We start from the raw sequence: 24,299 nt of genomic DNA on the forward strand, positions 1-24,299 counted from the left end.
TTACGGGGCGAATCATTTCGCCCCGTTTCGTTTTGATCCGCTAAAATACGCGCTTTTTTTCGGGCGCCTCGATGCGGATTCACGCTTTACCCACGCAATTAGTCAATCAAATCGCTGCCGGCGAGGTGGTTGAGCGGCCGGCGTCGGTGGTCAAGGAATTGGTGGAAAATTGCTTCGACGCCGGCGCCACCCAGATTCAAATCGATGTCGAACAGGGCGGGATTCGTCAGATCAAAATTCGCGACAACGGCTGCGGCATCGTCAAGGACGATCTGGCGCTGGCGCTGTCGCGGCACGCCACCAGCAAGATCGCTTCGCTGGAAGATCTGGAACACGTCGCCAGCATGGGCTTTCGCGGCGAGGCCTTGCCCAGCATCAGTTCGGTGGCGCGGCTGACCTTGATTTCCCGCACCGCCGACGCCGACTGCGCCTGGCAAGTCAGCGCCGACGGCAGCGAGCGCAATTTCGACCCGCAGCCCGACCCGCATCCGCCCGGCACCACCGTCGATGTCCGCGACCTGTTTTACAACACCCCGGCCCGGCGCAAGTTTTTAAAAGCCGAGAAAACCGAATTTGGCCATATCGAGAGCCTGATCCAAAAATTGGCCCTGGCCCGGTTCGATGTCGGCTTTGTCCTGAACCACAATCAGCGCGAAGTGTTGAATCTGAAATCGGCGGACAGCCAAGCCGCCCAGGAGAAACGTATCGCGGCGATTTGCGGGGCGGCCTTCGTCGACAATTGCGTCAAGATCGAGTACGCCGCGTCTGGCTTGCGTCTGCACGGTTGGGTGGGCTTGCCGACCTTTTCCCGCAGCCAGCAGGACATGCAGTTTTTCTACGTCAACGGTCGCTTGATCAAGGACCGGCTGGTCGCCCATGCCGTCAAGCAGGCTTATCAGGACGTGCTCTACCATGGCCGCCATCCGGTGTTTGTCTTGTATCTGGAATTGGACCCGGCGCTGGTCGATGTCAATGCCCATCCAACCAAGCTGGAAGTGCGGTTTCGGGAAGGGCGGATGGTGCACGACTTCCTGTTTCAGGCGTTGCATCGCAGTCTGGCCGAGCAGCGGCCCGGTTCTCAGCCGTTGCCGCAACGGATCGAAACCGTTGCCGAATTTTCGGAAAGCCCGCCCGCGTCAGCGCCGCAGCGGCCAACTTTGAACCAGCAAACGGCGCTGCCGATGACGTTTCCGGCGCCAACCGCCGGCAATGCAAGTACTGCTGCGCCGCCGGCGTTTGGCGCTTACCGGCCGCAGCCGGAACGAACTACCGCGGCCGACGTTGCCGAGCAAATCCAGGCCTACGCCAAACTTTATCCAAAAAACGAGCCAGTGCCGGCGCCGCAGGCAGCGACGGATTCGGTCATGCCGCCATTGGGTTTTGCCTTGGCCCACATTCACAACATTTACATCCTGGCCGAAACCGCCAACGGCATCATTTTGGTCGATGCTCATGCGGCGCACGAGCGGGTGACTTACGAGCGCTTGAAGCAGCATTACCACAACCGGGCCATCGTCTCGCAACCGTTGTTGTTGCCGATCAAATTGCAAGTGACGGCCGCCGAGGCCGATCTGGCCGAGCAAGAGCATGCGTTTTTCCTGACTCTGGGTTTTGAAATCAATCGTTCCGGCCCGGAAACGGTGGTATTGCGGGCAACGCCGGCCTTGCTGGCGAAAACCGACGTCGACCAACTGGTGCGCGATATGTTGGCCGACCTGGCAACCCATGGTGTCAGCCATAAAGCCGAAGAAAGTATCAACCAAGTCCTGGCGACGATGGCCTGCCACGGTTCAGTGCGGGCCAAGCGCAAGCTCAGCATCGAAGAGATGAACGCCTTGTTGCGCGATATGGAACAAACCGAGCGCATCGGCCAATGCAACCACGGTCGACCGACCTGGGTGGCGTTGAGCCACCAAGATTTGGACCGGTTTTTCATGCGCGGCCAATAAATGAGCGAATTGCAAAAACCGGCCGCCATCTTGTTGATGGGGCCGACCGCTTCCGGCAAGACGGCGTTGGGCGTGGCCTTGGCCCAGACCCTCGATACCGAAATCATCAGCGTCGATTCGGCGTTGGTCTATCGCGGGATGGACATCGGCACCGCCAAGCCGACCCAGGCCGAGCGCGGCGGCGTGCCGCATCATTTGATCGATATCCTCGATCCCAGCGAAGCCTTTTCCACCGGCCAATTCCGCAATCGGGCTTTGGAGTTGATGGCCGACATCACCGCGCGCGGCAAACTGCCGTTACTGGTCGGCGGCACAATGCTGTATTTTAGCGCCTTGACCCAGGGTTTGGCGCAGTTGCCGGAAGCCGATCCGGAAATTCGCCAGCGGCTGGACGCGGAGCTGGAATCACTGGGAAAGGAAGTGCTGCATGCCCGCTTGGCGCAAGTCGACCCGCAAGCGGCGGCGCGCATTCACGTCAACGATCCGCAGCGTGTGCAACGCGCCCTGGAAGTCTACGAAATCAGCGGCCGGCCGTTATCCAGTTTTTTCGGTGCCGAGCAACAAGATGAGCATCCTTACCGCTTTATTAAACTGATCGTCGCGCCGGAGCAGCGCAAAACCTTGCACGATAAGATCGCCGAGCGTTTCGATTCAATGCTGGAGCTGGGCTTTCTCGAAGAAGTCCGGGCATTATGGCAACGCGGCGATCTGGACGAAAGCATGCCGTCGATCCGCTGCGTCGGTTACCGCCAAGCCTGGTCTTATTTAAACGGCGAATACGATCTGGCGACAATGCGCGACAAAGCCATCATTGCTACCCGGCAACTGGCCAAACGTCAATTTACTTGGCTACGCAAGGAGCAGGATGCCTGCCATTTGATCAGCGGCTCTACCGATCTGCTGCAACAAGCGTTACATCATTGCCGCGAACGTGGATAAAGCTAACCAACGCCAAATCGCTTACGCCGCCCGCAATGCCCAGCCTGATAAGGAAATGCTGAGCATTGAAATCTGCAACCGGATTATCGCGCAGTCCTGGTATCAGGCCGCCGATACCGTGATGTGGTATCTGCATTGCCGCTCGGAAGTGCGGACTTTGTCGACCGTTGCCGCCGAACTGGCCGGCGGCAAGCGTATCGTCGTGCCGTATTGCACGGTCGATGCTTCAGGCCAGAAGCAATTGGGCCTTTGGCGTTTGCAAGCGCTCGACGAGTTGCGGCCGGGCATGTGGAATATTCTCGAACCGCCGCGCGAGCGCTGGCAGGAGCCGGCAAAGCAGATTCGCGCCGAGGAACTGGATGCCGTCATCGTGCCCGGTGTGGCTTTCGATCGGCAGGGCGGACGGCTGGGTAACGGTGCCGGTTATTACGACCGGTTATTGGCATGCGTGCGGCCCGACGCGGTGTTGGCGGCAATCTGCTACGAGGCGCAATTGTTACCCGCGGTTGCGATGGACCGGCACGATGTTTACATGGACTTTGTCGTCACCGAGCAGGTGGTTTATTCGGGCCGGGGCAGAGCCGGATGTTGAATGCTGCCGAACTGAAACGGCACGTCTCCAGCTCGCCGGCTTTTGTGTTGGATGAAGCGCAGGTGCTGGCCAATTTACAACCGTTATCGGCATTGCGCGCGGCGGGCGGCTGCAAGGTGTTGTATGCGATCAAGGCCTTGCCTTTGGCGCATCTGTTGGGATTGATCAAACCGCAAGTCGACGGCTTCTCGGTCAGCTCCTTGTTCGAAGCCAAGCTGGCAAACGAAATTTTGGCTGATCAGGGAAGTATTCATTTGACCACGCCCGGTCTGCGTCCAGACGAATTCGCTGAACTGGCAGAGCTGTGCAGCCATATCAGTTTCAATTCCTTGTCGCAGCACCAGCGATTATCCGGTCTGAGCGCTCATTATTCGCCGGGCTTGCGGGTCAATCCCAAATTGCCGTTTGCGGCGGATCGGCGGTTCGACCCTTGCCGGCCGCATTCCAAGCTCGGGGTTGATATCGAGTTGTTGCGGGATGGCGTGCCGGGCGGCGTCGCGGGTTTGCAGTTCCATACCGTGTTTTCTTGTCGCGATTTGGTGCCGCTGCAAACGACCGTGCAAGCCTTGCGGCCCATTCTGGAACGCAATCGACAACTGCGCTGGTTGAATCTGGGCGGCGGTTATCTGTACCACGATATCGCTGATCTTGACTCGCTGGCCGAGCTGATCGCCGGGCTGCGTTCGGAGTTTGCCATTGAGGTGTATTTGGAGCCGGGTAAGGCCATCGTCGGCAACGCCGGTTATTTGGTGGCGACGGTGCTGGACCGCTTTGTCAGCGACGGCAAGCAGGTGTTGATGCTGGATACTTCGATCAACCACCATCCGGAGGTGTTCGAGTACCAAATCAGGCCGCGTTTGTTGGACGAAGTTACCGAGGGTGGTCAGTCCGCGATTTTGGCCGGTTCGACTTGTCTGGCCGGCGACGTGTTCGGCGAATACCGTTTCGATCGCGTTCCGGAAGTCGGCGAAAAACTGGTGTTTGCCGATGTCGGTGCTTATACCCTGATCAAGGCCAACCGGTTCAACGGCTACAATTTGCCGGATGTTTATACCTGGAACCGGTCCGGGTTAACATTACAGAAACGTTACGATTATGCCGATTATCGCCGGCAGTGGTAAGCCGGTTTTGGATCAAGCGTGGCGCTTAGCGTTGGCCGTGCGGCGGGACTGGCGATGGGTCGATATTGGACAATAGTCCTTCCATTTTCTGTACGCTGGCGTCGCAGCCCTCGATACTGGATCGAACTTTGGCTTTGAATCTTAAGCCCATGCTCTCGCCGTCCGCCTCGTGTTCTGCGTATTCGTTCAATAGATGGCAGGCGTCGTGCATGGCCTGTTCGGTATCTTCGAAATTATCGCTATCCGGAAGTAGATCGGAATCGCTCAGCATCATCAACCGGCTGATGATGGCGTTTTGATGGCGGAACACCGACTCGGCATAGTCGGCGAAACTGTCCATCCCGCTGTTGGTCGGCGCACTGGCGCAGCCGGCCAGGCACACCAGCAACGGTATCCAATTCAAACGCGGTAACAACATGAACGGCTCTTTTAGTTTTTGTACGCGGTAAAAATGCAGTATTCGGTCAGTTTTTCAGTAAACAATTGGTACTGTGCTAAGCCGACCAAATAGTTGGCGGTTTGGGCCTTGGAACGCAACCCCAACCATTGGCTGATAGTTTGGACCGGTTTCAGGCGTTTGGCTACCTTGTACATATGCTCGACCGAAGCCTGGGTTTGCGCGGTGATGTCGTGGCAGACGATGTCGGCGAAACCTTGCTGTTGCAGTAGGCCGGTAAATTCGTCGCGGCCGCACAAATTGGGTACGGCCCAGCCGTTGAGGCAGGTGACGACGGCTTGCCATTGCTCGGGGCTGAACTGGCGTTGCAACACAAAGCCGTCGCAGACCACAATGCGGCCGCCCGGTTTCAACAACCGCCAGGCTTCTTTTAAAAAATCGCCCTTGTGCAGGGCGTGACAGGAGCTTTCCAGCGCCCAGACCACATCGAACGAGGCATCGGCGAACGGCGTCGCGCAAAAATCCGCCACTTGAAAATCCACCAATTCGGCTACACCGTGGCGCTTGGCATGGTCGCGGGCATAGTCGGCCTGTTTGGCGCTGATGGTGATGCCGGTGACCCGGTTGCCGCGCTGTTTGGCCATCCAGATCGTACTGCCGCCGATGCCGCAGCCGGCGTCCAACACGTGGTCGCCCGGCTGTATCCCGGCTTTGTCGTACAGCACCTGGTTTTTATTCAGCAGGGCCTGATGCTGGTCGTAAGGTTTGGCGTCGTCCCAATAGCCGTAGTGCAAGGCCAGGTTGTCGCGGTTGCACCAGGCGAACAGATAATCGTGATAGCAGTCGTCGTAATGCTTGGCCGCGTCGGCTTGCAGTTCGGCGGTGGACAGCTCGGCGCCGTGGCGGAGGCTTTGGTCGCGGTAATCCTGGTTCGGTTCTAGGGTATAGATCGTAGCTGACATGAATGGCTGGATGGCGTGAGAGCGGGCTAAAAGCAAAAGTGCGGCGCGGTATTAGCCGCAAGATTGGCCATTATAATTCAGATCGCCGATGCGCTTCATGGCCGGCGACTGCGGCGGCAATTGCGGGTCGGCAATCTTCAGCTTGCCGAACACCTGCCGAATCGGCAACGCTTTGATTTGGCTGAGTTCCAGGCCGAAACGGATGCGGAACAAACTGTTTTGCTTGCCGGGCGGCAAGGTTGCCAGCAACTCGGCCAGGCGTTGATCGATCAAGCGCCGGGCCAGGAGTAATTCCGGGCTGAGCTTGGCGTCGTCGGGGCTGGTTTCGGGCTTTGATGTTTGGGGAGCAGGCGAGGGCGCTGTGGCGCCTAACGCTTTTTCGCGCATTTCCCGCAGTCGGCTGCTTTGGGCAAAGCCGACCGTCATGCCGTTGCCGCTGGGTTTATGGTTGTTCATACTTGATGTTTATGGCTGTGGGCCGGATCGTGGATCAGGTTGCGGATCACCACCGAGGCGCACACCCCGCCGAACGCCGCCGGCAAATAGGAAATCGTACCGTAGGCCGACTTTTTGTAATTACTGCCGTCGGTGAACATCAACGAATCTTTATTCACCACTTCCGGCGAAAACACCACCTTTACGCCGCGGCTGATGCCGTGTTTGCGCAAGCGGACGCGGATGAACTGGGCGAACGGACAGTTATAGGTCTTGGAAATATCCACCACCTTGAGATGGGTCGGGTCCATCTTGCCGCCGGCGCCCATCGAGCTGACGATCTTCATCTTGCGGCTTTTGGCGGCACGGATTAAATGGATTTTTGGCGTCAGACTGTCGATGGCGTCGACGATGTAATCGTAATGGGTGTTCAACAGTTCGGCGGCGGTGTCCGGGGTGATGAATTCGTGGCGGATGTGCAGTTTCAAATCCGGATTGATCGCCAATAAACGCTCGCCCATGATGTCGGCCTTGGATTGGCCGTGGGTCGTTGCTAAGGCCGGTAACTGGCGGTTGCGGTTGCTGGGGTCGACCACATCGCCGTCGACGATGGTCATCTCGCCGACGCCGGCCCGGCAGATGAATTCGGCAGCAAATGAACCGACGCCGCCCATGCCCACTACCAATACATGGGATTGCTGGAGCTTATCCAGCTTGGGTTTGCCGATCAGCAATTCGGTACGGGACAGCCAGCTTAAATCAGTCATGCAAAAACACGCGGGTAAAGTTACGGTGCAGTTCGGCGCTGAGCGCACCGACATCGAGGCCGAGTATTTTAGCCGCAGCCGCGTAGATTTGCGCGATGCTGATGTCATCGGCGGCATCGGTTTCCAGAAACAGCCGATCCAACGGGATGGTCGGCAGGGTTTGACTGGCCCGGCTGTCGGGTTTGAGCAGGGCTTTGCCGAAGGACAAATAGCAGCCGGGTTTGATCAGCTGTTGCGCGAGTGCCGGCTTGCCGCTGAAGCCGTGGATAATCCAGGGCTGGGCCGGTTTAAACGCTTTGCGCAACCCCAATAATTCGGCAAAGGCGCGGACGCAATGAACGATCAGCGGTTTGCCGAGGCGTTCCGAAAGTTCGATTTGCCAGCTAAATATTTTGCTTTGTGTCGTCAGTGGGGCGTCTGTGCAGCGATCCAGGCCGCATTCGCCGATGGCAATGACTTGCGGATCGATACATAGGGCTTGTAGCTTTTGCCATGACTGTTCAAGCGGTTGACGCGCTATGAACCAGGGGTGGATGCCGATGCTGACATAGCGATTTGGCTCCGCTGTTTCCGATTGCAAATAGAGGCCGTCGACAACGGTGCTGATATCCAGGCTTGAAATCCGGCAGCCGGTTGCTGGACGGTCCGCGTGGCAGTGTATGTCAATCAGCGGATGTGGCATTAACATCGCTTTGTCGCTGCTACAAGTTTGCCGTATGGCGAGTAAGCTCAAATTCGATCAAGTCGGCTAGCCATTGCTTGGCATGCCAATTATTTTCAAGTCTTGGCGATGTGCCAAAGGAGAGAAATCTGTAATTGGTGAGCCGGTTAGGTCCAGATATCTGAGATTCGGCAGGTTAATTAGCGGACTTAGGTCGGATACAAGGCTGTTGCTAATTTCGAGGCGGAAAAGCTCCTTTATTCCGCTCAAAGGCGCTAGGTCGGAAATTTTGGTATTCCTAATAATGACTGTTTTCAGTTTGGATAATTTGCTGAGAGGACTTAAATCCGTTATGGGTGTGCTTTCCAATATTAAAATCTGAAGATTGTTCAAGAGTTTCAGTGGTTCAAGATTTTGGATTCCATGGCAACTCAAAATGCTCAAACTATCCAATTCGGTTAAGGCAGTTAGTGGACCTACATCGGTAACTGCCGGGCATCGGAGTAACATTAAATCTTTTAGCCGTTTAAGATGGGTGATAGGCTTTAGGTCGTAAATTCGATCGGAAGTTAGAGTTAAGCACTCTATGCCGGTCAAATGAAAGAAAGAGTCAAAATGCTGCGAATTAGGTTGCCATAGATGAAGTGTCTTCAATCGGGGTAAGCTTGCCAAAGGACTAAAGTCGCTGGCTTGTACCAAAATAAGAAACAGTTCTTCGATAGAATCTATGCCTGTAAGTAACGATAAGTCGTCAACAACTGGACCACTTAGGCTCAGGGTTCGGAGATGTTTTTGTTCTGATAGCCAGTTGCGAGCCCAATATGCTACTCGTCCAGGCAGGTCGCCTGAGTTGTTGGAGTTGCCGGCGTAGAGCAATGTGCTCGTGATGTCGCCAGCCTCGCCAGCTAGATCCAGACAACGGTAAACCGCATCTTTTCGCAACTCCTCGGACAATCCAGAGTGGAGATCGATAATAAGTTTGACCAGCAAACGGGGTGCCGAGAGCTGCTTACGCCTTTCGATCCAGCGACTCGGATTTGTAGGGCCTAGCAGTAGGCCGTCGAAATAAAAACAATCACGAAACAAAGTTTTGACCCAGCGTGGATATTTGCTGGCGCATATTTCAAATAGGAACACCAACGTTTCGGTCCATTGGGGTTGGTTCGCAATATTCCGTAAAAAATCGCGATCGATGCTCGGATTGATGTCGCTATGGCCCTCGGCAGTCCATTCCGGACTAATAATCAGCTCCGACAAATAAAGGGCGGCAAAATATTCCTGAAACGACAAGTGAATAAAAGCGTAGCGACCTTCGCCGCGCGGTAACAGCAGGCCGCTACGTTCGCCGATCAATTTTAGGTAGGCAGTTGCAAAGGATTGGTCTGCGGCATAGCTGCTATCGGCCATCGCCGCGTTGATCCAGGCCAGTACCTCGTTTTCCTCGGCCAATATCGCTTGGTCCGACGGTTCGTTCTGCTTGCTTTCGTTACGGCGTAGTTGTAACTGGAAGCCGACGTGCGCCAACCAACGCTTTTTTTGCTCTAGCGGGAAATCCAGGCTGGTGTTCAGGCGGCGATGCTCGTCTATCGATTGCAGATAGGCCTTGGCGATTTCCTCGTAAAGCAAGGCTTTGCCATGCGGCAAGTTGGCCAGTACGCGATAGATCAACGCCATCATCGTCAGCAAATTAGGGGTGCGGGCCAAGCGTTGGGTGTAAGGGTTTTCGCGTATGCGTGCAATAAGCTCGCGCGCTTTGCGCTCCGCCTCTAGCGTGCTGGTTTCGCGTAACACATACCAGTTGTAAGCAAACGCTTCGATTTGCGCGTCATTGAACGGAGATAAATACAGCAGTTTTGGGAACCCGTCGGCCTGGAAGCTGCCTTTTTCTCTGATCCGAGCAAGTATGTCGTCGCGAGCGACGAGTTTGCTGTCGAAGGGATCGCTGAAGTGGCTGAGGGTATTGATATCCCTCGATTCGACAATCCGATCGAAGGGCACTTCGTCGTAGCCAACCAGACGCGACGTCAACAACCAGACGCAGTCCGGGTAGCGTTGCATCCCTTCCCAGACTGCTTGGCGGAGGCGCTTGCGTAACGATTGGTCGACGATTTCGTCGATGCCGTCCAATAACATTAGAGCTTGTCCCGATACCAAGAGGCTTTCCAATGCTTCTGGATGGTCGGACATCGGCGCAGAGACGCCGTGGCGTAACCAAGCCGACAGCAAATCGGCAAATGTGTTGACCGCGCTCAGATGCAGCTCGCGCAGAACCATAGGGATTGGGACCAAGGGCCCCATGCGTTGGCACCAGCGGTCGTCAATTTGGTTGGCAAAGCTCCAGGCCAGCCAGTTAATTAGCGTTGATTTGCCGCTACCTGGGTCGCCAAGTAGCACTAGTCGACGTTCGCGCTCCAAGGCTGCGAGGGCTGATTCGGTTTGTGGCCAATTTTCCAGGTTGGTGTCGGCGCTAATCGGGCTGGTGCAGACTTGCGGCTGCACATAGAGCCGGTCGATGGCGACGTCCGGGTTTTCTTGCAAATGGGGTAAGCCCAGAAAACGGACGTAGCCGTGCCATTTCAATACTTCGCTCAAGTAATTAATCAATACCGAGTTGCGTCTGGGCTCGGGGAAGGCGAACGATGTACTACTCATGATTGGCATTTCAGATAGGGAATAAAGTCGGCGGCAACATGCTGTTCCGCCATGTCGAGCAACAACGGGGCAATCCAGAACAGATTGGCTTCACCCGGATCCGGATAGTTGGGCTGGACATTGTAGGAGGGGGTGGGCGTACTGGCGTCGCGGATCAGGCTTTCGGGAAGTTGCAGCGCTTTTAGAAAAATGGGTTTGGTTTCGTCGGAAAGTTCGCTACGCAGCCAGCGCAATAACAGGTTGTACAGTTTGGGCTCGTATTGCCAGCGGACAAATAAATCGTGGTGAAACTGAAACACATAAGCCACCAGCAAGAGGTTGCGAAAGTCGCGTTTTTGCAGATTTGGGTCAGTGGTTGCCGGGAGTAAGTCCAGGTGGCGCAGTAAAAAATTCGCCAAGCCTTTTAACCGGCGCGGATTGGGCGGCAGGCATTTGATCGGAGTACCGTTTTTGTCGATGAATGCCGTCGCAAACAACTGGTTCAGTTGATTGAGGTCGACAGGCGGATTGTTATGGTTGGCAATTTGACTGCCGATCCAGCCCTGAAGAATTTTTGCCGGATCTTCCGGTAGTGGCAGGCGCCAGACGTTTTGGCAGATTTTTTCCAGATAGGCCGCGGCGCGGATGCGGGTGATGTGGTCTTGGTTTTCCAGGCTCTTTGGCAGGCGTGACGCGATGGCGTCTTCGACAGCGCGTTGATTCATACCCAATATGAATACGCAGTTTTCCAAGTGCAGGTAAATTTTCAAGCCTTCCAAAAGTTTGTAGGCTGCTTCCGGCTCGCAGCGGTCCAGATCGTCGATAAAAACCACGACTCGTCTTGTCGGCGATTGGTTGTTCTTGTTGCTTGATCCGCGCAGAAGAATATTGATCGCTTCTTGCAGAAATTCCAAAGCGGTGTCCGTGTTAAGTTTGTTGGCGAGATGGTCTTTTTCCCATTGCTCGCCGAATGCCTGAACTTTTGCCGCATCGGGCATGACCTCAAATTGGATGAATTTACCGATGTCGGAGAGCATAGCCAGTAAACTTCTGATGGTGACGTCGCCAATCTTCTTCAGCCAGTTTGCGGTTTTGGCTATGCGGCCGAATTCTTCGCGAATCGCGGACAATAAGGCGACTACAGGAGCGGCTTCGTTTTGGTAGCGCCAGGCATCGAACCATACCGTGACTGGATTAAATAATTTGGGTACTTGCGGATCGACGTTCAGCCGTTCTTCAGTGTGGTCTAGTAAATTTCGCAATTGCTTCAGAAAACTGGTCTTGCCTGCACCCCAGTCGCCATGAATGCCCAATACCAGCGGTGTTGGGCAGGTCAGTATCCGATAGGCCAGCTCTTCGACGATGTCTTGGCGATTAAGCGCGTCGTGCAGTGTGGGTTCGTCGTCAAGTAGGCCGATATGGTTGAGTTCGGGCATGATTGTTTTTCCGTCAAAGCGCGATTAGTGGGGCGGTATAACAAACGGGCTAACATTGCTGGGGGGATTATACGTCTATCGGATGCTTGGTGAGATTGCGATAGGGTGTGGCCGGTAATTGGGCTGGGCTTAAACGGAGGCATTCAAATCCGAGATGCCACGGTATAATGGCTTTTTTATTCGTTCTGTAGACTGCAATGGCGCAATATATTTTCTCCATGAACCGGGTCGGCAAGGTGGTGCCGCCTAAAAAATACATCCTGAAGGACATCTCGCTGTCGTTTTTTCCGGGGGCGAAGATCGGTGTGTTGGGCTTGAACGGCTCCGGTAAATCGACGCTGCTGCGGATCATGGCCGGCGTTGACAAGGAAATCGAAGGCGAAGCGATTCCGCTGAAGGGCATCAACATCGGCTATTTGCCGCAAGAGCCGCAGCTGGATCCGACCAAAAACGTGCGCGGCATCATCGAAGAATCCGTGCGGCACATCAAGGATGCGCTGGCAAAACTGGATGCGGTTTACGCGGCCTATGCCGATCCGGATGCCGATTTCGATAAATTGGCCGCCGAACAGGCCAAATTGGAAGACATCATCAACGCTTGTGACGGCCATAACCTGGATCGGCAACTGGAAATTGCCGCCGATGCGCTGCGATTGCCGGATTGGGATGCCGACATCAACAAGCTGTCCGGTGGCGAAAAGCGTCGCGTCGCGTTGTGCCGCTTGTTGCTGTCCAAACCCGATATGCTGTTGCTGGACGAGCCGACCAACCACTTGGACGCCGAATCGGTTGCCTGGCTGGAGCGCTTCCTGCACGATTACACCGGTACCGTCGTTGCGGTAACCCACGACCGTTACTTTCTGGATAACGTCGCCGGCTGGATTCTGGAACTGGACCGTGGCATGGGTATTCCTTGGGAAGGCAACTATTCGTCCTGGCTGGAACAGAAGGAAAAACGTCTGGAGCTGGAGGAGAAGCAGGAATCGTCTCGCCAGAAAGCCATGAAGGCCGAATTGGAATGGGTAAGGCAGAATCCGAAAGGTCGCCACGCCAAGAGCAAGGCGCGTCTGGCCCGCTTTGAAGAGTTGTCGTCGGTGGAAGTGCAACAGCGCAACGAAACTCAGGAAATTTATATTCCGCCCGGACCGCGCCTGGGCGACGTGGTGATTGAGGCAGACAATATCAGCAAAGGCTTCGGCGATCGCTTGTTGATCAACAACTTGAGCTTCAAATTGCCGCCGGGCGGCATCGTCGGGATTATCGGCCCGAACGGCGCCGGTAAAACCACGCTGTTTAAAATGATGGCCGGCATGGAGCAGCCGGATTCAGGTGCGTTTAATTTCGGCCAAACCGTGCAGTTGTCCTACGTCGAGCAGTTCCGCGACGATATGGATAACAACAAAACTGTTTGGGAAGAGATTTCCGACGGTCTGGACATGATTACGGTCGGCAAGTACGAAACGCCGTCGCGCGCTTACTGCGGGCGCTTCAACTTTAAGGGGGCGGATCAGCAAAAACGCATCGGCGACTTGTCCGGCGGCGAACGCAACCGCGTACATCTGGCCAAGCTGTTGAAAAGTGGCGGTAACGTCTTGCTGCTCGACGAGCCGACCAACGATTTGGACGTCGAAACTTTGCGAGCACTGGAAGAGGCGTTGCTGGGCTTTCCGGGTTGCGCTGTGGTGATCTCGCACGATCGCTGGTTCCTGGATCGGATTGCCACCCATATGCTGGCGTTCGAAGGCGACAGCGAGGTGGTCTGGTTCGAAGGCAATTACGCCGATTACGAAGCCGACCGTCATCGCCGGTTGGGAACCGACGCCGATAATCCGCGCCGGATCAAATACAAAAAAATCGGCTAAGTCCGAGTTAAGGGTTCGTTGCCGACAATGGCGGCGGACCCGATAGCCAATTAATGTGGGCCTTGAACTTGAAATAGCGCTGGTTTGTCCCAAACTTGATTTTAGTTTTTTCTTAAGCCGCTGCCGTCCGGTTGAAATCGGTGGTTGTAGCGGTTAATGTATTAATAGCGCACCGAACAATAATAAGGAGAAATAGGATGTCGAAAGCACAAAACTTGCAGGACAATTTTTTGAACGCCCTGAGAAAAGAGCATACCCCAGTGTCGATTTTCTTGGTGAATGGCATCAAGCTGCAAGGTCGCGTCGATTCTTTCGATCAGTATGTGGTGATGCTGAAAAACACCGTCAACCAAATGGTTTACAAACACGCCATTTCCACCATCGTCCCCGGCAAGAACGTCAATATGCACCGTGATGCCGAGCCTAGCGACGAGAGCTAAGAGGTTTATTTTTGTTTGAACGTCCCGATGCGGGCGAGCGGGCGATACTCGTTCACCTGAATTTGCAAGTCGGACAAGAAGATCTCGACGAGCTGAAAGAACTCACCAAATCCGCCGGTGCCCAACCGATTCATGTGGTCACCGGCAGCCGCCACCGGCCGGACCCCAAATATTTCGTCGGCATTGGCAAGCTCGACGAAATCAAGGTCGCCGTAGCCGAACTCCAGGCCGACATTATCATCGTCAATCATCCTTTGTCGCCCAGCCAGGAGCGCAATCTGGAAAAGGCGCTGGAAGTGCGGGTGGTCGACCGTAACGGCTTGATTCTGGATATTTTTGCGCAACGCGCGCAGACTTTCGAAGGCAAGTTGCAAGTCGAACTGGCGCAGTTGAAGCATCTGTCTACTCGATTGATTCGCGGTTGGACCCACCTGGAGCGGCAAAAAGGCGGTATCGGCTTGCGCGGTCCCGGCGAAACCCAGTTGGAAACCGACCGGCGTTTGCTGGCGGTCAGGATCAAGCAAATCCAGCAGCGTCTGGAGAAAGTCGAAAAGCAGCGCCATCAAAGCCGCAGTAAGCGGAAAAAGGCGGAAATTCCCACTGTGTCGTTGGTTGGTTATACCAACGCCGGCAAATCGACCTTGTTCAACACATTGACCGGAGCCGGGATTTATGCGGCCGACCAGTTGTTCGCGACCTTGGATCCGACTCTGCGGCAGTTGCCGTTGGCAAACGGTAGCGAGATCATCCTGGCCGATACGGTAGGTTTCATCCGCCATTTGCCGCACGAATTGGTTGCGGCGTTCCGTTCCACGCTGCAGGAGGCGGCCGAGGCCGATTTATTGCTACACGTGATCGATGCGGCTGCGGAAGATCGCGACGACACCATTGTCCAGGTCAACCAGGTGTTGGAGGATATCGGTGCCGGTAAGATACCGCAGCTGAAAGTGTTCAATAAGATCGATTTACTCGACGATCTCGAACCGCATATCGATTACGACGCCGACGGTCGGCCGGTCAGCGTCTGGATATCGGCGCAGAGTGGTGTCGGCTGCGATTTACTGCAACAGGCATTGAGTGAACTGTTCGCCAGCAGCAAAGTGATCCGCAAATGCTATCTGCCGGCAGGGCAGGCCGGCTTGAAAGCCAAGCTGTTTGCGTTTGTCAGAATAATAAACGATGTCACCGACGACCACGGCGACTGCGAGTTGACAATAGAAATCGATAAAAAGCATTTGGGCCTGTTGAAACATATCCGGGTCGAAGCGCTAGCCTGATCCGGAAACCGTTTTCGATACCTAGTTATTTTCTCGGTTAATGGTAATTTGAGATAGAATGGCGCGCTTTCGGAAGCAGCGCGCTGTTCCTGAAACATAATTCCGGCTTTGCGGTACATGGCGAGTCGAATTTTGAGTTTGCAAATCCAATTATTGGAGCGTTTGGTATGTCTTGGAATGAGCCCGGCGGTGATAAAAAAGACCCCTGGAGTGGTCGCAACGAAAAGGATAATCCTCCCGATCTGGACGAAGTGATCCGGTCCCTGCAGGACAAACTGGGCGGTATATTCGGCGGCGGCAAACGCGGCGACAGTTCTCCCAGTGGCCCGTCGATGCAAAGTATCGGCTTTTTGGCTGCTGGCGCGCTGGCATTATGGGGTTTGAGCGGACTTTATACCGTCGATGAGGGTACTCGCGGTATCGTCACCCGTTTCGGTGCTTACGTTGCGACCACGCAGCCCGGTTTGAACTGGCATATCCCGTCACCGATCGAGCAAGTGCAAGTTATCAATGTCGAACAGCAACGCTTCATTGAGGTCGGTTACCGTTCCGGCGGCGGGCAGGCCATGGGCTCAGTGCCGAAAGAGGCGATGATGCTGACCAAAGACGAGAACATTGTCGATGTGCGTTTGGCTGTGCAATACCAAGTCAAAGACGCCAAGGATTATGCCTTTAACGTTCTCGATCCGGCTTCGACCTTGAAGCAAGTTACCGAAAGCGTGCAACGCGGCGTTATCGGCCGTAGCGATATGGATTTTGTGCTGACCGAAGGTCGTAGCGAAATCGTTGCCGCAATCAAAACTGAAATTCAGTCGGTCATGGATGCCTACAAAACCGGCATACTGATCACCAGCGTAAACTTGCAGGATGCCCAACCGCCGGAACAGGTACAGGGTTCGTTCGAAGACGCTATCAAGGCGCGCGAAGACAAGCAACGCCTGATCAACGAAGCCGAAGCCTATTCCAATGACGTAGTGCCTAAGGCTCGGGGTGCCGCATCGCGTATCGTGCAGGAATCCGAAGCTTATAAGGAGAGGGTGATTGCTCAAGCCAACGGCGACGTCAGCCGCTTCTCGCAATTGCTCACCGAGTATAAAAAGGCGCCGGCGGTTACCAAACAGCGTATGTATATCGAAGCAATGGAACAAGTGCTTGGTAAATCGAATAATGTGTTGGTGGATGTTAAATCCGGCGGCAGCATCATGTACTTACCGTTGGAAAAGCTGGTGACTAAGGGTGCTGATGACGTTGCGCCGGCACCGACACCGGTTCACGAACAGGTGACAGCGCCCGCGCCTCAAGTCAAAGAGAGTAGGAACGATATTCGTGCATCCAGCCGCGAACGCGATGTGAGAGGACGCTAACATGGGAAACAAGATATTAGTTGCCGTCGGTGTGCTGGCGGTCGTATTGTCGATGTCGGTCTTCACCGTCGGCGAAACCGAAAGAGTCATTAAGTTCCAGTTGGGTGAAATCGTCGGTACCGACTTCCAGCCCGGCATGCACCTGAAGATTCCGTTCATCAATAACGTCAAAAAATTCGACGCCCGTATTCTGACGATGGACGCGACGCCGGAACGGTTCCTGACTGCCGAGAAGAAAAACGTTATCGTCGATTCTTTCGTCAAATGGCGAATCGGCGACGTGAAAACCTTCTACACTACGGTGGGCGGTGACGTGGGCCAGGCCAATATCCGCCTGGACCAGATTATAAAGGATGCCGCCCGGAGCGAGTTTAGCAAACGCGAGATCAGGCAACTGGTCTCCACTGACCGTAGCGCGATTCGGGATTCGCTGATCACCAACGTATCGCCGCACGCCTCACGCTTGGGAATTAACATTGTCGACGTGCAAGTCAAGCGCATCGACTTGCCTAGCGAAGTCAGCACCTCCGTATACCAACGGATGGAAGCGGAGCGGGCGCGGGTAGCGCGCGAGTTTCGTTCCCAAGGTTCCGAGGCTGCAGAGCGGATTCGTGCCGATGCCGACAAGCAACGCGAAATCATACTGGCCAACGCTTATCGCGATTCAGAAGTGCTGCGCGGCGAGGGCGATGCTAGGGCTGCGGATATTTTCGCTAAGGCCTATGGCGAAGACAGCGATTTTTTTGCTTTCTACCGCAGTTTGATCGCCTACAAAGAAGCGCTCGGTAAGTCCGGAAATATCATGGTGTTGGAACCGAACTCCGATTTCTTCAAGTATTTCAAGAATCAGAAGTAAACCATCAATCTGACACTGCACGATCAGACGCCCCGCTCTGCGGGGCGTTTGCTGTGATTGGGATAGACAAAAAAATGCAAAGAAAAGACAACTGGCTGTTGCCCGAAGGCATCGGAGAGGTACTGCCGGAGCAAGCGGCGCATTTGGAAAAATTGCGCAGAACCCTGCTCGATACTTTTGCCTGTTGGGGTTATCAGTTGGTAATACCGCCCTTCGTCGATTTCCTGGATTCGCTGCTGACCGGTTCCGGCCACGATCTGGATTTGCAGACCTTCAAGCTGACCGACCAACTCAGCGGGGAAATGCTTGGGGTACGCGCGGACATGACCCCGCAAGTTGCCCGAATCGACGCCCACCATCTGCAGCACGACGGTCCTACCCGCTTGTGTTATGCCGGAACCGTGCTGCACGCCGTAGGCGACCCGTTGGAAAAAAGCCGCAGCCCGATGCAAATCGGCGCCGAACTATACGGCCACGCCGGACTGGAAAGCGATTACGAAGTGATCCGCTTGATGCTGGAAATGTTGGCGATCAGCGGGCTGCAAAACGTACATTTGGATTTGGGCCACGTTGCCATCTACCGGGCGCTGGCCGAACAAGCCGGCTTGAACCAGCAACAGGAGTCGAAATTGTTCGACGTGTTGCAGCGTAAAGCCAGAACGGAATTGGTGGAATTGTTGGCCGGCTTTGCGCTCGACGAACGCTTCCAGGCCATTTTCAATGCGTTGCCTAAATTGAACGGCGGCAGAGAAGTATTGGACAAGGCCGACGGTTTGCTGGCCGGCTTGCCCTGTAGCGGCATCATTGGAGATGCCTTGACCGACTTGCGCGGCATAGCCGACAAACTGCGGCGCGATTTTCCCAGCTTGAGCGTCAGTTTCGATCTGGCGGAATTACGCGGTTACCATTACCACACCGGTATGGTGTTCGCCGCCTTCGTGCCGGCTTTGGGTAAGGAGATTGCCCGCGGCGGCCGCTACGACAATATCGGGGCACGTTTCGGCCGGGCTCGGGCCGCTACCGGGTTTAGTGCCGATCTTAAGGTATTGGCAGCCATGTTCCAGGATATCGATAGTGCCAGACAAGTGGTTTATGCGCCGTTCGGCGAGGATGTCGATCTGCTGCAAACCATCAGAGATTTACGTGCTCAGGGCGAGGTCGTCATACAGCAATTGCCGGGGCAAACCGATGCGGCCCCTCAACTGGGCTGCAACGCAGTTTTACAAAATCAGAATCAACGCTGGGTCGTTAAACCATTAGTTTAAGGTTGGAAAAGTATGGGAAAAAATGTAGTTGTTATCGGCACGCAATGGGGCGATGAAGGCAAGGGCAAGCTGGTCGATCTTTTAACCGAGCAGGCAGCGGCCGTCGTGCGCTTTCAGGGCGGCCATAACGCCGGCCACACCTTGGTGATTAACGGCGAAAAAACCGTGTTGCACCTGATTCCGTCCGGCGTTTTGCGCGACGGAGTGCAATGCATGATCGGTAACGGTGTGGTGCTTTGTCCGGAAGCCTTGCTCAAGGAAATCGAGATACTGGAAAAATCGGGCGTACCGGTCAGGAACCGGTTGCAAGTCAGCGAAGCCTGCGCCTTGATTCTGCCGGTCCATGTGGCTGTCGATCAGGCCCGGGAAAAGGCGCGCGGCAGCAAAGCGATCGGTACGACCGGTCGCGGCATCGGTCCGGCCTACGAAGACAAAGTGGCCCGTCGCGGCTTGCGTGCCGGCGATTTGCGCAATCGCGAGGAATTTTCCGCCCGGCTGAAGGAGCTGGTCGAATACCATAATTTCATGTTGGTCAATTATTACCAGGCCGAACCGGTCAACTATGCAGAAATTCTGGATAACACCTTGCGTTTGGGGGAAATCATCAAGCCGATGCTGACCGATGTCGGCGAGGCGCTGTATAGCCACCAACAGCAAGGAAACAACGTATTATTCGAAGGCGCGCAGGGTGCACTGCTGGATATTGACCACGGCACTTATCCGTACGTGACCTCTTCCAATACTACCGCGGGTGGCGCGGCGACCGGCAGCGGCGTTGGGCCGTTAGCGTTGGATTACGTTCTGGGCATTACCAAAGCCTATTCGACTCGGGTCGGCAACGGCCCGTTTCCGACCGAATTGATGGACAGTTATGGCGAACATTTGGGCGTGAAGGGCCACGAATTCGGCGCTACCACCGGGCGTAAACGCCGTTGCGGTTGGTTCGATGCGGTGTCGATGCGTAAATCAGCCCAATTGAACAGCTTGACCGGCATCTGTTTGACCAAGCTGGACGTGTTGGACGGTCTGGACAAAATCGGGATTTGTACCGCCTATAAAATTGACGGCCAAATCACCGAAACGGCGCCGTTGGGCGCCGACCAATACGCCGTTTGCGAGGCGGTGATTGAGGAAATGCCGGGTTGGAGCGGTAGTACCGCCGGGATTACCGATTTCGCGCAATTACCGGAAAATGCCAAGGCTTACATCGCCCGGATCGAACAATTGGTCGGCGTCAAAGTCACGATATTGTCCACCGGTCCTGATCGCAACGAAACCATCGTCCTGGAAAATCCGTTCGCGGCTTGATCCTGGCGGATACGACCCTGCTCCGAAAGTCGCCGGCTGGGCTGCTGCGAAGCCACGCCGGCGCGTTTCTCAATACGAACTAACGCGGTAGCGTTGGTCCTGCCACTGCTTAACGGCTGGCAACACTCCGGTTCCGGTTACGGATCCAGTCGCTCCAAGAGCCGGCGTACAATTTCGATCCGCCGAGTCCGGCAATTTCCATCGCCAACAGGTTATGGCAGGCGGTTACGCCGGAGCCGCACATATGCACCACTCGCTCTGCCGGAAAAGGCGAAATCAAATCGGTAAATTGTTGGCGTAATTGGTCAGGGGCCAGGAACAGGCCGTTTCGATCCAGATTGGATTGCAACGGCCGGTTAATCGCTCCCGGCACGTGGCCGGCCACCGGGTCGATCGGTTCAACTTTGCCGAGGAAGCGCTCCGGAGTTCTGGCGTCGACCAATATTATGCTGCGGCTCGCCAGGCCGGTTTCGACCTGGCTTGCGCCAAGCCATTGCCGGTTATCGAGATAGGCGCGGAACGCGCTGGCGCTGATTTTCGGCAGCGCTGTCGCCGTTGGCAGACCTTGTTTGCGCCAGTGGCCGTAGCCACCGTCGAGCACTGCGACCTGAGTATGGCCCATGCTGCGCAGCAGCCACCACATGCGGCCGGCAAAGGCGCCGCCGGCATCGTCGTAGACCACGACTTGGCTGCGGTTGTTAACTCCCCATTTGCCCAGTTTTTCGGCGAGCGAATCGAAGTTCGGTAGCGGGTGGCGGCCGGTGTAAGCTTGTACCGGGGACGACAAGTCTTGGTTCAAGTCGGCATAGACTGCGCCGGGAATGTGGCCCGACCGGTAGAATTTAAAGCCGGCGGCGCTATCGGCCAGCGAGAAACGGCAATCGAATATCCGCCAATTCGGATTGTCGAGATTGGCCGCCAAAGTGGCGGCGGAAATCAGCGTGGTGTAAGTCATGCTCATAGCTCCAAAATGATTTTTCCGATGTGTTGGCTGCTTTCCATCAGCCGGTGGGCGCGGTCGGCCTCGGCTAGCGCAAAGACTGAATCTATCACGGGTTTGATTTGGCCGGATTCCAGCAATGGCCAGACTTTATCGCGCAATTGCCCGGTAATGTTGGCTTTGAACTCGTCGCTACGGGAGCGTAAGGTCGAACCGGCCAGCGTCAGACGTTTCATCAACAGCGCGGCCAAATTGATTTCAGCCTTGCCGCCGCGCTGAATTCCGATTTGCAACAAGCGGCCGTCAATCGCCAAGCTCTTTAAATTGCGCGGCAAATAATCGCCGCCCACCATGTCCAGAATCACGTCGACGCCTTTACCTTCGGTGAAATCCAGCACGGCTTCGACGAAATCCTGTTGCCGGTAATTCACGGCAAGGTCGGCACCCAATTCCAGGCAGCGCCGGCATTTTTCGTCGCTGCCGGCTGTCGTGACGACGCGGCTACCGAAGGCTTTTGCCAGTTGGATTGCCGTGGTACCGATGCCGCTGGTGCCGCCATGTACCAATAGCGATTCGCCAGCTTGCAATCCGGCCCGGTCGAAAACGTTGCTCCAAACCGTGAAAAACGTCTCTGGCAGTGCGGCGGCCTCGATAAAGCTGAATCCGCGCGGTATCGGCAGGCTACAGCAGGCACTGGCCAGGCAATATTCGGCATAACCGCCGCCGGTGACCAGAGCGCAGACCGGATCGCCGACACTAAACCCGGTTACCGCGCTGCCGATTTCGGCTACAGTGCCGGCAACTTCCAGACCCAGGATGGGGGAGGCGTCCGGTGGTGGCGGATATAGGCCCTGGCGCTGCACCAGGTCCGGCCGGTTGATGCCGGCGGCTTTGGTGTGGATCAGAATTTGATTCTCGCGCGGAGACGGTTGCGGCCAGTCCTTGACGACGAGTTCTGTGGTATCGGCGTTGGTTTGAAGCTGAACGGCGCGCATGATGTTAAGGATTGCTGGAGTAGTGTCGTATTATATGCGGCCCAATTTAGCAGAAGTATAGTTTCCTCGAGAGAACCCATGGTACGAGCAGGTATTGTCGGCGGTACGGGATACACCGGCGTCGAGTTATTAAGAATTTTGGTGTTGCATCCGCAGGTGGATGTCACAGTCGTCACCTCCCGCGCCGATGCCGGGTCGAGGGTGGATCAGTTGTATCCCAGTTTGCGAGGGTATTGCGATTTGCAATTCAGTCCGCCGGAACTGAAGTATTTGCAGGAATGCGACGTGGTATTCTTCGCGACCCCGAACGGCACGGCCATGTTGATGGCGGCAGCGTTGCTGGAACGGGGTGTCAAAGTCATCGATCTATCCGCCGATTTCCGGATTAAAGACCCGGCCGAATGGGAGAAATGGTACGGCATGCAACACGCCAGTCCGAGTTTGATCGATGAGGCCGTGTACGGTTTACCGGAGGTAAACCGGGAGCAGATCAAGCAGGCGCGCTTGATTGCCTGTCCCGGCTGTTACCCGACTGCTGTGCAATTGGGTTTTTTGCCCTTGCTGGAAGCTGGGATTGTAGATGCGAATGGATTGGTGGCGGATGTCAAATCCGGCGTCAGCGGTGCCGGGCGCAAGGCGGAGATATCGTCGTTAATGAGTGAAGCCGGCGAAAGTTTCAAAGCCTATGCGGTTGCCGGCCATCGCCATTTGCCGGAAATCAGGCAAGGATTGGCGCGTGTCGCAGGCAATGCGGTGGGATTAACCTTCGTGCCGCATCTGACGCCGATGATCCGTGGGATTCACGCCACGCTTTATGCGCGTTTGCATGGTCGCGCTGCGGATTTACAGGCGCTATTCGAAGCACGTTATCGGGAAGAACGCTTCGTCGACGTGTTACCCGCCGGTAGCCATGCCGACACCCGTAATGTCCGCGGCAGCAACCGCTGCCAGATTGCAGTACATCAACCGCAGGGCGGAGATACGGTGGTGGTTTTGTCGGTGATCGACAATCTGGTGAAGGGCGCTTCGGGGCAGGCCGTGCAGAACATGAATCTGATGTTTGGTTTGGCTGAAGCAGCTGGTCTTGAAACGGTTGCGCTTTATCCTTGAGATTTAGATAAATTTGAGCAATAAAAAACCGCCTGCCGGACAATCCGGACAGGCGGTTTGTTTTTAATTGAGAGCCTGCAGCTGCTTAAGCGGTGAGGGTTCGCTTTTTGCTGTTGATCCGCCAGCCAAATATGCCGCTTGCCAACAGTAACAAGCTGGTAGGTTCCGGAACGCTGGCGCCAGGGCCTGGGGAGGTGCTGGCAGTAGTGCCGACCAAAGACGCTAATTTGAAATAGTCGTTGCTATTGGTGAGCTCGGTCGATGGATCGCCTTTGCCGGTACCCCAAGTGCTGCTATAAGCGCTAATCAACCAGAAACTGGATGACAGGTTGTTAGGGTTGATGTCTTCCACAACATTTTGAGCCGTATTGTAGCTACCGACAAATTCCCAGCCGCGAGCGAGCAAATCTGAAATTTTTTCGTTGCTAATGTCTCTATCGGTTGGCAGTGCATTGTTTGTCAGCGTTCCAGTGTATCTCAGGACCGAGATGTCTGAATCGTAGCCGGAAGTCACCGATGGCCAGCCTATCGTTAATTTATCTAAAATTGTGTCGGAGTCGAACCGAAAAAGCAGCGCTTCGATATTGCCTACGTTGTCGGTTGCGTGCTCAGGCGAGGTTGTGCTTTCGCCGCTGGTTGTTACACCTAGTCCACCGGAATATTTTCCCACGGTCGCGGAAGCAAAAGTCGAAGTCGCACTGGTTCCTACTGAATACGCGTTGATGCTTGTAATACCTGCGGGTGTCGCCCCCCCGAGGGTCCATGTTGTGGCGTTTGCCGCAAACGGTGTCAACAGCAGTGTTGTGATAGCCAAATATTTCCGGATCATAGAGTCCTCGCAATTTTTTGAATTCATTTTCTTCCGTTATTGTCTGTGCCGGTCTGGAAATAACAATTGTACTATCGGCCATAGAGCAAAACGCTTTTGTCGAAATTTGATAAGCATTTATTGGGCCATTATTTAATTTTGTTTAAATTCATATTGTTACGGT

22 protein-coding genes are annotated in these 24,299 nt (G+C 55.2%); 12 read left to right on the plus strand and 10 right to left on the minus strand.

The genetic code is table 11. The features are described 5' to 3' along the window. Window positions 1–71: 71 nt before the first annotated feature. Genes mutL through C2U68_RS11040 form a run of 4 tightly spaced genes read left to right on the plus strand, consistent with a single transcriptional unit; the run spans window position 72 to window position 4,601 of the window. Window positions 72–1,949 (plus strand): DNA mismatch repair endonuclease MutL, encoded by a 1,878-nt coding sequence (gene mutL / locus C2U68_RS11025; protein ID WP_140912544.1) that lies wholly within the window; start codon window positions 72–74, stop codon window positions 1,947–1,949. After that, window positions 1,950–2,888: a tRNA (adenosine(37)-N6)-dimethylallyltransferase MiaA gene (gene miaA, locus C2U68_RS11030; protein ID WP_140912545.1), complete on the plus strand. Its 939-nt coding sequence runs from the start codon at window positions 1,950–1,952 to the stop codon at window positions 2,886–2,888. Next, the gene (locus tag C2U68_RS11035) at window positions 2,881–3,480 is read left to right on the plus strand and encodes a 5-formyltetrahydrofolate cyclo-ligase (protein WP_140912546.1); all 600 of its coding nucleotides are present in this window, start codon (window positions 2,881–2,883) and stop codon (window positions 3,478–3,480) included. The genes miaA and C2U68_RS11035 overlap by 8 nt, the downstream gene beginning before the upstream one ends. Continuing rightward, window positions 3,474–4,601 (plus strand): carboxynorspermidine decarboxylase, encoded by a 1,128-nt coding sequence (locus tag C2U68_RS11040; RefSeq protein WP_313901410.1) that lies wholly within the window; start codon window positions 3,474–3,476, stop codon window positions 4,599–4,601. Before C2U68_RS11035 ends, C2U68_RS11040 begins: the two co-directional genes overlap by 7 nt. A gap of 25 nt (window positions 4,602–4,626) precedes the next feature. Here C2U68_RS11040 and C2U68_RS11045 read toward each other — a convergent pair whose 3' ends face one another. Genes C2U68_RS11045 through C2U68_RS11075 form a run of 7 tightly spaced genes read right to left on the minus strand, consistent with a single transcriptional unit; the run spans window position 4,627 to window position 11,890 of the window. After that, window positions 4,627–5,019, minus strand: coding sequence for a hypothetical protein (locus C2U68_RS11045; protein ID WP_140912547.1), 393 nt, complete (start codon window positions 5,017–5,019; stop codon window positions 4,627–4,629). Window positions 5,020–5,030: 11 nt separating this feature from the next. After that, complete coding sequence (locus C2U68_RS11050; protein WP_260839319.1) at window positions 5,031–5,960, minus strand: SAM-dependent methyltransferase; 930 nt, start codon at window positions 5,958–5,960, stop codon at window positions 5,031–5,033. 51 nt (window positions 5,961–6,011) lie between these two features. Next, on the minus strand, window positions 6,012–6,416 hold the full coding sequence (locus tag C2U68_RS11055; protein WP_140912548.1) for a hypothetical protein: 405 nt from the start codon (window positions 6,414–6,416) through the stop codon (window positions 6,012–6,014). Further along, window positions 6,413–7,162: a ThiF family adenylyltransferase gene (locus C2U68_RS11060; protein WP_140912549.1), complete on the minus strand. Its 750-nt coding sequence runs from the start codon at window positions 7,160–7,162 to the stop codon at window positions 6,413–6,415. Before C2U68_RS11060 ends, C2U68_RS11055 begins: the two co-directional genes overlap by 4 nt. After that, window positions 7,155–7,850, minus strand: coding sequence for a TatD family hydrolase (locus tag C2U68_RS11065; protein ID WP_140912550.1), 696 nt, complete (start codon window positions 7,848–7,850; stop codon window positions 7,155–7,157). The genes C2U68_RS11060 and C2U68_RS11065 overlap by 8 nt, the downstream gene beginning before the upstream one ends. A gap of 60 nt (window positions 7,851–7,910) precedes the next feature. Further along, window positions 7,911–10,415, minus strand: a complete 2,505-nt coding sequence (locus C2U68_RS11070) for an NACHT domain-containing protein (RefSeq protein ID WP_186289582.1) — start codon at window positions 10,413–10,415, stop codon at window positions 7,911–7,913. Between the two features lie 56 nt (window positions 10,416–10,471). Beyond that, the gene (locus C2U68_RS11075; RefSeq protein ID WP_140912552.1) at window positions 10,472–11,890 is read right to left on the minus strand and encodes a P-loop NTPase fold protein; all 1,419 of its coding nucleotides are present in this window, start codon (window positions 11,888–11,890) and stop codon (window positions 10,472–10,474) included. Between the two features lie 197 nt (window positions 11,891–12,087). On the opposite strand from C2U68_RS11075, the gene ettA reads away from it, so the two are divergent. The 7 genes from ettA (at window position 12,088) to C2U68_RS11110 (ending at window position 20,262) form a co-directional block, all read left to right on the plus strand. Beyond that, window positions 12,088–13,752 (plus strand): energy-dependent translational throttle protein EttA, encoded by a 1,665-nt coding sequence (gene ettA / locus C2U68_RS11080; RefSeq protein ID WP_140912553.1) that lies wholly within the window; start codon window positions 12,088–12,090, stop codon window positions 13,750–13,752. A gap of 197 nt (window positions 13,753–13,949) precedes the next feature. After that, the gene (hfq, locus tag C2U68_RS11085) at window positions 13,950–14,192 is read left to right on the plus strand and encodes an RNA chaperone Hfq (RefSeq protein ID WP_054758645.1); all 243 of its coding nucleotides are present in this window, start codon (window positions 13,950–13,952) and stop codon (window positions 14,190–14,192) included. Window positions 14,193–14,203: 11 nt separating this feature from the next. Further along, on the plus strand, window positions 14,204–15,469 hold the full coding sequence (gene hflX / locus C2U68_RS11090; protein ID WP_140912554.1) for a ribosome rescue GTPase HflX: 1,266 nt from the start codon (window positions 14,204–14,206) through the stop codon (window positions 15,467–15,469). Window positions 15,470–15,636: 167 nt separating this feature from the next. Then, window positions 15,637–16,833 (plus strand): FtsH protease activity modulator HflK, encoded by a 1,197-nt coding sequence (gene hflK / locus C2U68_RS11095; protein ID WP_140912555.1) that lies wholly within the window; start codon window positions 15,637–15,639, stop codon window positions 16,831–16,833. A 1-nt stretch (window position 16,834) separates the two neighbouring features. After that, window positions 16,835–17,689 carry a protease modulator HflC gene (gene hflC, locus C2U68_RS11100; RefSeq protein ID WP_140912556.1) on the plus strand — a complete coding sequence of 285 codons (855 nt, stop codon included), beginning with the start codon at window positions 16,835–16,837 and terminating at the stop codon, window positions 17,687–17,689. 74 nt (window positions 17,690–17,763) lie between these two features. Then, entirely contained in the window at window positions 17,764–18,954 is a 1,191-nt protein-coding gene (locus tag C2U68_RS11105) for an ATP phosphoribosyltransferase regulatory subunit (protein ID WP_140912557.1), read from the plus strand. A gap of 12 nt (window positions 18,955–18,966) precedes the next feature. After that, complete coding sequence (locus tag C2U68_RS11110; RefSeq protein WP_140912558.1) at window positions 18,967–20,262, plus strand: adenylosuccinate synthase; 1,296 nt, start codon at window positions 18,967–18,969, stop codon at window positions 20,260–20,262. 109 nt (window positions 20,263–20,371) lie between these two features. Here C2U68_RS11110 and C2U68_RS11115 read toward each other — a convergent pair whose 3' ends face one another. Both C2U68_RS11115 and C2U68_RS11120 read right to left on the minus strand, forming a co-directional pair. Then, on the minus strand, window positions 20,372–21,217 hold the full coding sequence (locus C2U68_RS11115; RefSeq protein WP_140912559.1) for a sulfurtransferase: 846 nt from the start codon (window positions 21,215–21,217) through the stop codon (window positions 20,372–20,374). A 2-nt stretch (window positions 21,218–21,219) separates the two neighbouring features. Then, the gene (locus C2U68_RS11120) at window positions 21,220–22,197 is read right to left on the minus strand and encodes an NAD(P)H-quinone oxidoreductase (protein WP_140912560.1); all 978 of its coding nucleotides are present in this window, start codon (window positions 22,195–22,197) and stop codon (window positions 21,220–21,222) included. 78 nt (window positions 22,198–22,275) lie between these two features. Here C2U68_RS11120 and argC point away from each other — a divergent pair, with 78 nt between their 5' ends. Next, window positions 22,276–23,307, plus strand: coding sequence for an N-acetyl-gamma-glutamyl-phosphate reductase (gene argC / locus C2U68_RS11125; RefSeq protein WP_140912561.1), 1,032 nt, complete (start codon window positions 22,276–22,278; stop codon window positions 23,305–23,307). A gap of 85 nt (window positions 23,308–23,392) precedes the next feature. On the opposite strand, the gene xdp1 is transcribed toward argC, so the two are convergent. Then, on the minus strand, window positions 23,393–24,136 hold the full coding sequence (xdp1, locus tag C2U68_RS11130; RefSeq protein ID WP_186289583.1) for an exosortase-dependent surface protein XDP1: 744 nt from the start codon (window positions 24,134–24,136) through the stop codon (window positions 23,393–23,395). Window positions 24,137–24,299 lie beyond the last annotated feature (163 nt).

This window comes from Methylomonas koyamae (assembly GCF_006483455.1).
GTDB classification, from domain to species: domain Bacteria; phylum Pseudomonadota; class Gammaproteobacteria; order Methylococcales; family Methylomonadaceae; genus Methylomonas; species Methylomonas koyamae_B.